A 12,818-nucleotide genomic window follows, 5' to 3' on the forward strand; every position below is an offset into this window, starting at 1 on the left:
AGATTCAAAGGATAAAGACGAAATTAAAGGTTTGATAACCTGTGTAAAAAGCGATAAAATACTAATCGTTCGGTTGCGAAAACGCAATTGATCAGGAATAAATGGTAGTTGACAGAATGAGTTAGAGGTGCTATCATTTATAAATGTGACTCCGGTCTTTGAAAACTAAACAACAAGGAACAGCCAAGTGACTCGTTAAAGAGTTTGAGATGAATTTGAGCAATCAAATTTTCTTCATAAATTTTATGGAGAGTTTGATCCTGGCTCAGGACGAACGCTGGCGGCGTGCCTAACACATGCAAGTCGAACGGAGAACTCAATAAGCTTGCTTAGCGAGTTTTTAGTGGCGGACGGGTGAGTAACGCGTGGGTAACCTACCCATTAAATCGGGACAACCCTTGGAAACGAGGGCTAATACCGGATACGTTTAACTGATGGCATCATCGGTTAAAGAAAGATGGCCTCTGAACATGCTATCGATAATGGATGGACCCGCGTCTGATTAGCTAGTTGGTGGGGTAAAGGCCTACCAAGGCGACGATCAGTAGCCGGCCTGAGAGGGTGAACGGCCACACTGGGACTGAGACACGGCCCAGACTCCTACGGGAGGCAGCAGTGGGGAATCTTCCGCAATGGACGAAAGTCTGACGGAGCAACGCCGCGTGTATGATGAAGGCCTTCGGGTTGTAAAGTACTGTTTTCAGGGACGAACGGTAGATATGCAAATAGTGTATTTACATGACGGTACCTGAGGAGGAAGCCCCGGCTAACTACGTGCCAGCAGCCGCGGTAATACGTAGGGGGCAAGCGTTGTCCGGAATCATTGGGCGTAAAGGGCGCGTAGGCGGATAATTAAGTCTGGTGTGAAAACTTGGGGCTCAACCCCAAGCCTGCATCGGAAACTGGTTATCTTGAGGACAGGAGAGGAAAGTGGAATTCCACGTGTAGCGGTGAAATGCGTAGAGATGTGGAGGAACACCAGTGGCGAAGGCGACTTTCTGGACTGTAACTGACGCTGAGGCGCGAAAGCGTGGGGAGCAAACAGGATTAGATACCCTGGTAGTCCACGCCGTAAACGATGAGTGCTAGGTGTAGAGGGTATCGACCCCTTCTGTGCCGCAGTTAACACAATAAGCACTCCGCCTGGGGAGTACGGCCGCAAGGTTGAAACTCAAAGGAATTGACGGGGGCCCGCACAAGCGGTGGAGCATGTGGTTTAATTCGACGCAACGCGAAGAACCTTACCAAGGCTTGACATCCTACGAATTCTTAGGAAACTAAGGAGTGCCCTTCGGGGAACGTAGAGACAGGTGGTGCATGGTTGTCGTCAGCTCGTGTCGTGAGATGTTGGGTTAAGTCCCGCAACGAGCGCAACCCCTATGTTTAGTTGCTAACGAGTAAGGTCGAGCACTCTAGACAGACTGCCGGTGATAAACCGGAGGAAGGTGGGGATGACGTCAAATCATCATGCCCCTTATGTCTTGGGCTACACACGTGCTACAATGGCCGGTACAGACGGAAGCGAAGCCGCGAGGTGGAGCAAATCCGAGAAAGCCGGTCTCAGTTCGGATTGTTCTCTGCAACTCGAGAACATGAAGTTGGAATCGCTAGTAATCGCAGGTCAGCATACTGCGGTGAATACGTTCCCGGGCCTTGTACACACCGCCCGTCACACCACGAAAGTCTGCAACACCCGAAGCCGGTGAGGTAACCCGAAAGGGAGCTAGCCGTCGAAGGTGGGGCCGATGATTGGGGTGAAGTCGTAACAAGGTAGCCGTATCGGAAGGTGCGGCTGGATCACCTCCTTTCTAAGGAGACATGTTAGCTTAAGATTTTAAGTTAACTAATCCTATGGTCGATCCTCAATCGAGGAAGAAACTCTTTGGAGAAACGGAATCGATTGAAGGGTAGAGTCGAAAGACTCAAAAGCCGAAAAGGCAAAAGCGCAGAGCAATCTGCGAGGCTGTAAAGAAGTGTAAGCTTTCCTTTGTTGTTTAGTTTTGAGAGACCATTTGTCTCTACAATGGGCTTGTAGCTCAGCTGGTTAGAGCGCACGCCTGATAAGCGTGAGGTCGGTGGTTCGAGTCCACCCAGGCCCACCATTTAAGTTCATATCGTTGGGGGTATAGCTCAGCTGGGAGAGCACCTGCCTTGCAAGCAGGGGGTCAGCGGTTCGATCCCGCTTACCTCCACCAAATTAACTTTAAATGGATTGGCTTCTCAAATATACATCGTTCTTTGAAAACTGCACAGAGAAAATAGTTTTTCAAAAGTCAAAGGATTCATATAAAAACCTGAAGTGGCGAAAAGATTTAGGTCAAGCTACTAAGGGCGTACGGTGGATGCCTAGGCGCTAAGAGTCGAAGAAGGGCGCGGTTAACAGCGAAATGCCACGGGGAGCAGTAAGCATGCATTGATCCGTGGATACCCGAATGGGGCAACCCCATTGGAGTTATATCCAATGATCTTTAACTGAATAGATAGGTTAAAGAGGACAACCCGGGGAACTGAAACATCTAAGTACCCGGAGGAAGAGAAAGAATAATCGATTCCCTGAGTAGCGGCGAGCGAAACGGGAAGAGCCCAAACCAAGCTCTTCGGAGCTTGGGGTTGTAGGACCCTCTATTAAGCATTAATTCTTAGCTGAAGAAATCTGGAAAGATTCAGCAAAGAAGGTAACACTCCTGTAAGCGAAAAGAAGAAATGCTGTGAGGGTATCCTGAGTACCGCGGGACACGAGAAACCCCGTGGGAAACCGGGAGGACCACCTCCCAAGGCTAAATACTCCTTAGCGACCGATAGTGAACCAGTACCGTGAGGGAAAGGTGAAAAGCACCCCGGGAGGGGAGTGAAAAAGAACCTGAAACCGTACGCTTACAAGCAGTCAAAGCACCCTTGAGGTGTGATGGCGTGCCTTTTGTAGAATGAACCGGCGAGTTACGGTATGTAGCGAGGTTAAAGCGAGAAGCTGGAGCCGAAGCGAAAGCGAGTCTGAAAAGGGCGACAAGTTACATGCTGTAGACCCGAAACCGTGTGATCTACCCATGGTCAGGGTGAAGGTGGGGTAAAACCTACTGGAGGCCCGAACTCACTGTCGTTGAAAAGGCAAGGGATGAACTGTGGGTAGGGGTGAAATGCCAATCGAACACGGAGATAGCTGGTTCTCCCCGAAATAGCTTTAGGGCTAGCCTCAATTGATGATTCTTGGCGGTAAAGCACTGAATAGGCTAGGGGCCTTACCGGGTTACCGAACCTTATCAAACTCTGAATGCCAAGAATTTAGATTGGGAGTCAGACTGTGGGGGATAAGCTTCATAGTCAAAAGGGAAACAGCCCAGACCATCAGCTAAGGTCCCAAAGTATACGCTAAGTGGAAAAGGATGTGGAATTGCACAGACAACCAGGATGTTGGCTCAGAAGCAGCCACCATTTAAAGAGTGCGTAATAGCTCACTGGTCGAGTGGTTCTGCGCCGAAAATGTAACGGGGCTCAAGCGTATCACCGAAGCTATGGCTTTACAGTTTACTGTAAGGGGTAGGGGAGCGTTCCAAGGTCAGCGAAGTTCAACTGGAAGGTTGGGTGGAGAGCTTGGAAGTGAGAATGCCGGTATGAGTATGCGAAAAGGTGAGTGAGAATCTCACCCGCCGAAAATCTAAGGTTTCCTGGGGAAGGCTCGTCCGCCCAGGGTCAGTCGGGACCTAAGCCGAGGCCGAAAGGCGTAGGTGATGGACAACTGGTGGATATTCCAGTACCTCTCTTAAACGTTATTAGCGATGGGGTGACACAGAAGGATAGGTTAAGCGTGCCGTTGGTTGAGCACGCCCAAGCCCGTAGGGTGTGAGGCAGGTAAATCCGTCTTACGCGTTGCCTGAAAGGTAATGGGGAGCGAAAATAAGTAGCGAAGTAACCGACTCCAAGCTGTCAAGAAAAGCCTCTAGTGAGTGAGAGAGAGCCCGTACCGCAAACCGACACAGGTAGATAAGGAGAGAATCCTAAGGCGCGCGAGAAAACCCTCGTTAAGGAACTCGGCAAAATAGCCCCGTAACTTCGGGAGAAGGGGCGCTCTTCGCAAGAAGAGCCGCAGAGAAATGGTCCAGGCGACTGTTTAACAAAAACACAGGTTCCTGCCAATCTGAAAAGAGAAGTATAGGAGCTGACGCCTGCCCGGTGCTGGAAGGTTAAGAGGAGAGGTTAGCCGCAAGGCGAAGCTTTGAATTGAAGCCCCAGTAAACGGCGGCCGTAACTATAACGGTCCTAAGGTAGCGAAATTCCTTGTCAGGTAAGTTCTGACCCGCACGAAAGGCGTAACGATCTGGACACTGTCTCAACGAGGGACTCGGCGAAATTGTAATACCCGTGAAGATGCGGGTTACCTGCGACAGGACAGAAAGACCCCATGGAGCTTTACTGTAGCTTGACATTGGATTTTGGTATAAAATGTACAGGATAGGTGGGAGACTAAGAAGCTAGGGCGCCAGCCTTGGTGGAGTCGCCGGTGGGATACCACTCTTTTTGTACTGAAATTCTAACTTAGACCCCTGAATCGGGGTTGAGGACCGTGTCAGGTGGGCAGTTTGACTGGGGCGGTCGCCTCCTAAAGAGTAACGGAGGCGCCCAAAGGTTCCCTCAGCGCGGATGGAAATCGCGCGAAGAGTGTAAAGGCAAAAGGGAGCTTGACTGCGAGACCAACAAGTCGAGCAGGGACGAAAGTCGGGCTTAGTGATCCGGTGGTACCGAGTGGAAGGGCCATCGCTCAACGGATAAAAGCTACCCTGGGGATAACAGGCTTATCTCCCCCAAGAGTCCATATCGACGGGGAGGTTTGGCACCTCGATGTCGGCTCATCGCATCCTGGGGCTGTAGTAGGTCCCAAGGGTTGGGCTGTTCGCCCATTAAAGCGGTACGTGAGCTGGGTTCAGAACGTCGTGAGACAGTTCGGTCCCTATCCGTCGCAGGCGCAGGAAATTTGAGGGGAGCTGACCCTAGTACGAGAGGACCGGGTTGGACGGATCACTGGTGTACCAGTTGTCTCGCCAGAGGCATAGCTGGGTAGCTATATCCGGATCGGATAAGCGCTGAAAGCATCTAAGCGCGAAACCGACCTCAAGATGAGATTTCCCACAGCACAAGCTGGTAAGACCCCTGAAAGATGATCAGGTAGATAGGCCCAATGTGGAAGCGCGGTGACGTGTGGAGCTGACGGGTACTAATCGGTCGAGGGCTTGACCTAATGAGCCATGAAGGTTGAAACTGATGACTTGAAGAAAACGAAAAGATCTGTGTAGTTTTGAAGGAACAGAAAGCTCTGAAAAGAGCCCTGAAAACTTCAAACGATCTGGTGATTATGCCGGAGGGGTTCCACCCGTTCCCATCTCGAACACGGAAGTTAAGACCTCCAGGGCCGATGATACTTGGACCGCAGGGTCCTGGGAAAGTAGGTCGTCGCCAGGTAAGCAAAGTGAAGAGACTGTCGTAAGATGGTCTCTTTGCTTTTTACTGCGTAAAAACGAAGGTGTGCATGATACGCTAGGACGATTGCATCCCCTTATATCTACAAATCAGTTGGATATTTACAACATTACAAATGTATAATTCTAGGTGATAAATTGACCTCTACTATTTATTGATTCGACAAAATGAATGGCTTAACTGACGAAATTGAGACTTTTAGCACGATATTTGCAGGACTTTAGTCCTAAATGCTAAAAAAATGTAGAAAAAAATCGTAAAATAGAATATGATCTCTATAGTTATAGTTATCACAATTACAGGAGGAGGAGATCGAACTGAAAGTTAAGTATAGATTGATGTCGGGTAATTTGATCATTGTAATTCTTCTTTCTTTAATATCAGTAGCAGCTCTGGTTGGGATGAAGGTAATTGAAGATAAGTATGTTGCCTTAGTTGATGATACGATGCAGGGTGTCGTTACTCTAAGAGAGGTTCAGTATTACTTTACTTCACAAGCGAATGATGAACGGGGTTTATTGCTAACAGGCCAAGCGAGTTATGTCGATGAGATAAAAGGCAGAAAGCCAGAAATAGATAAACGGCTTGACTCACTAGGAGTGATTATGACTGATGCTAAGGAGAAGCAACTCCTTCAGGACATACATGATGGCTATGAAAAATTTAATGAATCCAGTCTGAAAGTTGTTAGCTTATATCAATCTGGTAACGTCCAAGCAGCTCAAGATCAATCGTTTGGAGCTGGAAGAGATATTCGTAAGGGTTTAGAAAATTCATATAATGAACTCGTGGATACTGAGAACAATAATAAAATTCAAGGGGTAGAAAGCAGCAAAACGCTATATTCTCGCATTTTCGTTGGAAGTTCCATTGCCCTGCTGCTTGCATTTATCTTTGCAATAATAATGAGCTTATATAATTCTAAAAAGATTGTCGGACCACTAAAAGCGGTAACAGATCATTCTGGTTTCTTAGCTAATGGTGATTTAGGCCATTCAGCCGAAACATGTAACAGCCAAGATGAACTGGGTGATTTGTCTCGAAACTTTAATAAAATGTCAGAAAGTCTAAAAATGCTTGTTTCAAATATCAAAGAGTCGGCAACTTTGGTAGCATCTACTTCTGAAGAATTGACGGCGAGTACAGAGCAACATGCACAAGCTTCTGAGCACGTTGCTAGAATAACACAAGAAGTAGCAACCAGCTCGATTTCGCAGTCTCAATCGATCCAAGTTTCATCTACAGCTATGGATGACATAGCGAATCAAGTTAGACAAATAACGGAAAATAGCAAAAGCGTGACAAGCTTATCAAAGAAGACAGAACTTACCTCGAACGAGGGTATGGCTACTGTAACTGAAGTTGTATCACAGATGGGCAAAATAGACCAAAGCACACATTTTGTCATGCAGTCTATTCAAGCTTTAACGGAAAGCTTTCAAAAGATATCAAGTATCACTAACGTCATAACGGGTATCGCCGAACAAACGAATCTCTTAGCATTAAATGCAGCCATTGAAGCAGCGAGAGCTGGAGAGCATGGAAAAGGATTTTCCGTCGTGGCTGATGAAGTACGTAAACTTGCGGAGCAATCTCGAAAATCAGCAGATGATATTTCTGCTTTAATCACTGCTAATGAAAAGAACCTAGTAGAGGCCTTAAATGCCATGAACACAGAAGTAGAAGATGTAAAAAGAGGCATTGAAAAGGTAAATATTTCGGGTCAGGCATTTGAAAGTATTAGTCAACTTATAGAAGAGTTGTACAAAGAAACAGAATCATTAGCACAAACAATAACAATAATCTCAGATGAGACTGAAGAAATAGTTGGGGTATTTAGCAATATAAATACAGCTAGCCTGGAAATTTCTAGTCAAATGCAGTCTGCTTCAGCATCTATTGAAGAACAAAATGCTTCTATTGAGGAAATAAGTTCAGCATCACAAGATATGTCAAGAATGGCAGATGAACTTTTATTTGCGGTGGATAAGTTTAAACTATAAGAGATAGATCAATATTAGGAATCGGGAGTTCATTTTGATATAATCAAAATGAACTCCCGATTTTGTAATAGATAAATCTAAAGATGTTCCTTTAAGAGGGTGAAGTGTATTTACATCCATAATAAAAGGATTCCCTGTGTTAGCATAATATTATTGACATTATTTTTTATAGTTTCTCTATTTATAACTGTAAAGTATGCTCCTGGAATCACGAAGATGTTAAGTGAACCTGCAAGATTTCGGGATTGGATCCATTCCTTTGGCTATAGCGGTATCTTAGTGTTCATATTTTTCCAGATTTTTCAGGTGGTCATTGCCACGATCCCTGGAGAAGTAGTTCAAATCGCAGGTGGGTATATCTATGGAGTGTGGTTAGGAACCCTGTACTTAGTCATTGGTGTAATAATTGGGTCGATTATCGTATTCTATGCCTCCCGGTTATTAGGATATCCGCTAATCAAGGTCTTTGTTCGTCAAGATAAACTAACTCTCTTATATTCCTTAATTAGAAATCAAAAGGCTGATCTTGCCCTATTTATTTTATTTTTAGTGCCTGGTCTTCCCAAGGATATTTTGAGCTATATAGCGGGTCTTACCCCAGTGAAACCCTTAAGATTTTTTGTCATAGCGACTTTAGGAAGATCCCCAGCCCTTTTTGTATCAGCATATATTGGCTCAAATCTACATGCGAAAAATTACTTAGCTGCAGTTATCCTTTCATCTATAGCAATAATCCTAATTTTTGTTGGCTTCTTATATAAAGACAGATTCATAACTAAAATTCATATCATATTTAGTTCACATAAATCATAAAACAAATGAATATAGTTGACTATTAGTACTAATAAAACAGTTGCTGCGCAGCGGATTATTTCCATACCGTTCATGAGAAGAGGAGGAGTAATCATGCTGGAAAAAATTCATCTGGATGTTAAATCACTCATTTTCATTTTGGTTATGCTAATTATTTCTGTAGGTTCAATTATTGCTGTGGCAAAATAGGCATAAGCTATTTTGAGTAAATGGAAAAGACGTCATTAAGGCATAGGAAATTTTAACCTATGTTCTTAGTGACGTCTTCTCTTCAGAAATTAGTCGCAGAGTTATTCTTAGAGTTGATCAGCATGGTTTTCTTTTTCATGTTTAATAGCGTCATATTCAAAGCGAAATCTCTGATTACAAAAACTACAATGAACAAATTTATTATCATCTGAGGTCCTTGGCACAGGTACCACCTCCTTGACCCTGAGTATAGACAGAATTTGCTCGAATTATACAACTTTTGGGTTAATTCTTTTAAGTCACATCATTACATACGATGTAGGAGAGAGAGGTGTGGAGTATGCGGCACAGATGGATACATGAGATAGGGATGGAAATATTCTGGATGAAAAAGGAATTGATTCGGCGTTGGAGAATGGATACTCCAACTGGAATTATGGGTATAATAGCCGTGACATCGGGTTTTGTACTGTTAATTTTTATGGTCCAGGGGATTGCGATGGTTATTCGGGGAGCAATTCCTTGGGTAGCTGGCTCGAAGGTTTCTGCGCTCTACTGGTCTTCTCTAGGATATGCTTTAAAAGCTACTCTTGCTTTCTTGGTGTTTTGTACTTCAATTATTGTATTTATCTTACTTAAAATCTTTTATCGACGCTAATAGCATAATTAGTAGCCATTTACATATCTATGAAGTGGACAAACCTATATTTTTTGGTAAACAATTTGTGTTGCATCCGAAAAAGGCCTATGATAGAATTGTGAAGGTTAAAAGGAGGGTGGGAACGTGGAGTTCATGTCCGGAGTAACCGGTTCTCACTTATTTAATACGATTATGGTTCCAGTTCAGGTTACTATTATCTTTTTCACGTTGTATTATTTTGTCTTGTCGATGTTTGGTCTATTTCGAAGACATGAAAAAAAGATACTAACGCCTGAAAAATCCTTCGCATTGGTTGCCTCTGCTTACAATGAGGAAGCTGTAATTGGACAGCTCGTCGAGAATTTGCTTAAACTCGATTATCCTAAAGAGCTTTATGATGTTTTTGTTGTAGCGGATAATTGTACGGATAAAACGGCACTTATCGCTAAGGAAGCCGGAGCAATCGTGCACCAACGTTTTAACAATGAAAAACGAGGTAAGGGTTATGCTCTCGAGTGGCTGTTTCATCGTATATTCAAAATGGAGAAACAGTATGATGCCGTTATTATTTTTGATGCAGATAATCTCGTAAACCAAAGTTTCCTCACTGAAATGAACAGTAAATTGTGTCAGGGTCATAAAATCATCCAGTGTTATTTAGATTCTAAGAATCCATTTGATACATGGGTCACGAATGCCTTTTCTATTACCTTTTGGCTTTCAAACAGGATGCTTCAACTTGCACGTTATAATACAGGGCATCTATCGAATATTCTCGGTGGAACGGGTATGTGTATTGATACGAGTGTACTTAAGAAGATTGGATGGGGCGCTACTTCACTCACGGAAGATCTTGAGTTCACGATGAAAGCATTGACGTATGGAATTAAAACCACCTGGGCCCATGATGCAATTGTTTATGATGAAAAACCTTTGACGTTTGCGCAATCGTGGCGTCAGAGGAAGCGCTGGGCTATCGGGCAAATTGATTGTGCAGGACGCTACTTGTTTCCACTTCTAATTAAATCATTTAAAGAACGTAAAATTATGTATTTCGATGCAGCAGTTCATTTATTTCAGCCTGCCTTGACTTTGATTGCAACTTTCTTTATGTTTGTTAATATGGTTTCTATTATTCAGCCGTATTACACGCATGTCTTTTCCGTAGTTATGCCGTGGACTGGCTGGCAGATTTTATCTGCATTCCAACTTCTTTATCCTGTAGCGGCGTTAGCATTAGACCGCTTACCCTGGAGAGCTTATTTAGGGTTAATCCTTTATCCTGTTTTCATTTACAGTTGGATTCCTATTTGTTTCCTCGGCTTTATCAACCGCAATGAAAAGGAATGGTCGCACACGAAGCATACTCGCGCAATCGCGATTGAGGAAGTTGAGGTCCGGCAAAAGAAAGTATCTACGAATTGATGTCTGGTTCAAATGGAGTTAAGTGAAGACTAAAAAGAGGGAGAAATCTCCCTCTTTTTATAATAAGAAAGCAAAAGGGAAAGATTTCTAGTTCGAGAAAGCTGAGGGATAATTGTGGATAAAGTAGATCTGGAAGAAATTATTGATAAACCGGGAATATTTATGGGCGCTGATACCCCTTATGAGGCGTCAGATGCTGTTATATTAGGAATCCCCATGGACTATACGGTCAGTTTTCGTCCAGGAACTCGGTTAGGAGCTTTAAGCATTCGAAATGTCTCGGTTGGGATCGAAGAATATAGTGTCTATTTAGATCGAGATCTAGGAGACTATGCTTATTGCGATCTTGGCGATTTAGCTTTGCCCTTTGGAAATGTTGTTAAATCTCTTGATCTGATCGAAATGGCTTCTCGTCAAATATTAGAGGATGGCAAGTTTCCAATTTTTCTCGGGGGAGAGCATTTAGTGACATATCCCTTGATAAAACCTTTTGTTGAGAAATATCCTGATTTAAGGGTTGTTCATTTTGATGCTCATGCCGATTTACGAACGGATTATTATGGGGAAAATAACTCCCATGCAACGGTGATGCGTAAAGTGGCTGAGATGCTCGGTCCAAAGCGCGTGTACCAATTTGGCATACGCTCCGGAATCCGGGAGGAATTCCTCTATGCTCGTGAGAATACGTATCTTATCCTTGAAGAGGTTCTTGAACCTTTAAAAGCCGTCTTAGAGGAGCTTAAAGGGAAACCTGTCTATGTAACTTTAGATATTGATGTGGTTGACCCAGCATTCGCTCCAGGAACGGGAACTCAAGAAGCGGGAGGTTGTACTTCTCGTGAAATTATTAAAGCGATTCATGTACTCCAAGATTTAAACGTAGTAGGGTTTGATCTAGTTGAAGTGTCTCCTGCTACAGATTCAAGTGAACGTACCGCTCTATTAGCCGCTAAACTTGTAAGAGAAGCAATCTTAAGCTTTGTGGGGCCCAAGAAGGAATAATTGACATTCTTCCAGAAATTTAGAGCTTAAAAGTTCCAAAAAATCTTTGACAGGCTCGCAATTTTTGTGTATACTAAACTTCGTCAGTTGTGGCGGGCGATTAGCTCAGCTGGGAGAGCGCCTGCCTTACAAGCAGGATGTCGGCAGTTCGATCCTGTCATCGCCCACCAATTAACGCCAATAAATGGCCTGGTAGCTTAGTGGTTTAAAGCGCCTGCCTGTCACGCAGGAGATCGTGGGTTCAAATCCCATCCGGGTCGCCATTCTTGCCTCGGTAGCTCAGTCGGTAGAGCAGAGGACTGAAAATCCTCGTGTCGGCGGTTCGATTCCGTCCTGAGGCACCATATGCGGGTGTAACTCAGTGGTAGAGTGTCACCTTGCCAAGGTGGAAGTCGCGAGTTCGAATCTCGTCACCCGCTCCATTGCTTTGGCGGCATAGCCAAGTGGTAAGGCAGAGGTCTGCAAAACCTTTATCCCCAGTTCAAATCTGGGTGCCGCCTCCAATTAAATTCATCAATTTTGCCGATGTGGCGGAACTGGCAGACGCACGGGACTTAAAATCCCGCGGGCCCTAAAGCCCGTACCGGTTCGATTCCGGTCATCGGCACCACATATGGGTTTGTAGCTCAGCTGGTTAGAGTACCACGTTGACATCGTGGGGGTCGGAGGTTCGAGTCCTCTCAAACCCACCATATGAAATTAAAGCCTTGAAATCCTTAATGGATTTCAAGGCTTTTTTATTATTCAATAAGCTCATATTCCTTGTAGTGAGAACATATGACAAGATTTAATGAAAAATATTCTAAAAAGTGGTATAATTTCGAAAAAAAAGATAAAGTGAGGAAAACGGTTTGGCGAATAATATAATTTATGAAGAAGCAACGAATAAAATTGATAAAAAGAAGAAATTAAAGCGAATAGTTATAGGTGCTTTTGTATTTATTATTACAGTTTTAGTTGGATTAATTTTATTTTATAAATACACATTATATCAGGCAGAAAAAAACTTTAATATGGATAAATATCCGGAAGCAAAGCAATATTACCAAACTGCATTTAAGCTTAATTTAGGTATAGATTGGGACATTAAAAATAAAATTCAAAGTTGTGATGAATTACAATCTGAATATTACGGTTTTAGAGAGCCACTATTCCAGATGTCACTGAGCCATCTCTCTGGAAAAAATGATCCACTGCTCCGGACAGAGAGCCACCCGAATTTCCTTGAGTTTGTGGAGAGTGTGGGCAAGTTCTTTTGAGAAAGACCCAAAAGGGCT

Annotated in this window: 6 protein-coding genes, 9 tRNA genes and 3 rRNA genes; all 18 read left to right on the forward strand. The window is 43.9% G+C overall.

The features are described 5' to 3' along the window. The first annotated feature begins 242 nt into the window (after positions 1-242). The 18 genes from DESME_RS00445 to DESME_RS00530 all read left to right on the forward strand — a co-directional run bounded on the left by DESME_RS00445 (position 243) and on the right by DESME_RS00530 (position 12,800). Positions 243-1,808 (forward strand): 16S ribosomal RNA (locus DESME_RS00445). A 217-nt stretch (positions 1,809-2,025) separates the two neighbouring features. Beyond that, positions 2,026-2,102: transfer RNA gene (locus DESME_RS00450), tRNA-Ile, on the forward strand. Between the two features lie 17 nt (positions 2,103-2,119). Beyond that, a tRNA-Ala gene (locus DESME_RS00455) sits at positions 2,120-2,195 on the forward strand. A gap of 120 nt (positions 2,196-2,315) precedes the next feature. Next, positions 2,316-5,230: ribosomal RNA gene (locus tag DESME_RS00460) — 23S ribosomal RNA — on the forward strand. A gap of 104 nt (positions 5,231-5,334) precedes the next feature. After that, positions 5,335-5,451 (forward strand): 5S ribosomal RNA (gene rrf, locus DESME_RS00465). The 16S, 23S and 5S rRNA genes sit together here with 2 tRNA genes alongside, the layout of an rRNA operon. Before the next feature lie 335 nt (positions 5,452-5,786). Then, positions 5,787-7,472 carry a methyl-accepting chemotaxis protein gene (locus tag DESME_RS00470; RefSeq protein WP_282432824.1) on the forward strand — a complete coding sequence of 562 codons (1,686 nt, stop codon included), beginning with the start codon at positions 5,787-5,789 and terminating at the stop codon, positions 7,470-7,472. Positions 7,473-7,688: 216 nt separating this feature from the next. Further along, entirely contained in the window at positions 7,689-8,285 is a 597-nt protein-coding gene (locus tag DESME_RS00475; protein ID WP_006719164.1) for a TVP38/TMEM64 family protein, read from the forward strand. 529 nt (positions 8,286-8,814) lie between these two features. After that, positions 8,815-9,132: a hypothetical protein gene (locus tag DESME_RS00480; protein WP_006719161.1), complete on the forward strand. Its 318-nt coding sequence runs from the start codon at positions 8,815-8,817 to the stop codon at positions 9,130-9,132. Between the two features lie 126 nt (positions 9,133-9,258). Continuing rightward, positions 9,259-10,539: a glycosyltransferase family 2 protein gene (locus tag DESME_RS00485; protein WP_006719160.1), complete on the forward strand. Its 1,281-nt coding sequence runs from the start codon at positions 9,259-9,261 to the stop codon at positions 10,537-10,539. Between the two features lie 162 nt (positions 10,540-10,701). After that, entirely contained in the window at positions 10,702-11,541 is an 840-nt protein-coding gene (gene speB / locus DESME_RS00490; protein ID WP_156922781.1) for an agmatinase, read from the forward strand. A 94-nt stretch (positions 11,542-11,635) separates the two neighbouring features. Continuing rightward, positions 11,636-11,711 (forward strand) — tRNA-Val (locus DESME_RS00495). A gap of 16 nt (positions 11,712-11,727) precedes the next feature. Next, positions 11,728-11,804: transfer RNA gene (locus DESME_RS00500), tRNA-Asp, on the forward strand. A 5-nt stretch (positions 11,805-11,809) separates the two neighbouring features. Next, positions 11,810-11,885 (forward strand) — tRNA-Phe (locus DESME_RS00505). Positions 11,886-11,888: 3 nt separating this feature from the next. Further along, positions 11,889-11,963: transfer RNA gene (locus DESME_RS00510), tRNA-Gly, on the forward strand. Positions 11,964-11,970: 7 nt separating this feature from the next. Beyond that, a tRNA-Cys gene (locus DESME_RS00515) sits at positions 11,971-12,044 on the forward strand. An 18-nt stretch (positions 12,045-12,062) separates the two neighbouring features. Continuing rightward, positions 12,063-12,151, forward strand: a tRNA-Leu gene (locus tag DESME_RS00520). A gap of 5 nt (positions 12,152-12,156) precedes the next feature. Continuing rightward, positions 12,157-12,233, forward strand: a tRNA-Val gene (locus tag DESME_RS00525). A 159-nt stretch (positions 12,234-12,392) separates the two neighbouring features. Further along, positions 12,393-12,800, forward strand: coding sequence for a hypothetical protein (locus DESME_RS00530; protein WP_025248581.1), 408 nt, complete (start codon positions 12,393-12,395; stop codon positions 12,798-12,800). Positions 12,801-12,818 lie beyond the last annotated feature (18 nt).

The organism is Desulfitobacterium metallireducens DSM 15288 (assembly GCF_000231405.2).
Taxonomy (GTDB): Bacteria; Bacillota; Desulfitobacteriia; order Desulfitobacteriales; family Desulfitobacteriaceae; genus Desulfitobacterium_A; species Desulfitobacterium_A metallireducens.

Coding starts and splice junctions, on each gene's coding strand:
- DESME_RS00475 (WP_006719164.1), top strand. CDS start 7,689: ATGTTAAGTGAACCTGCAAGATTTCGGGATTGGATCCATTCCTTTGGC.
- DESME_RS00480 (WP_006719161.1), top strand. CDS start 8,815: ATGCGGCACAGATGGATACATGAGATAGGGATGGAAATATTCTGGATG.
- speB (WP_156922781.1), top strand. CDS start 10,702: ATGGGCGCTGATACCCCTTATGAGGCGTCAGATGCTGTTATATTAGGA.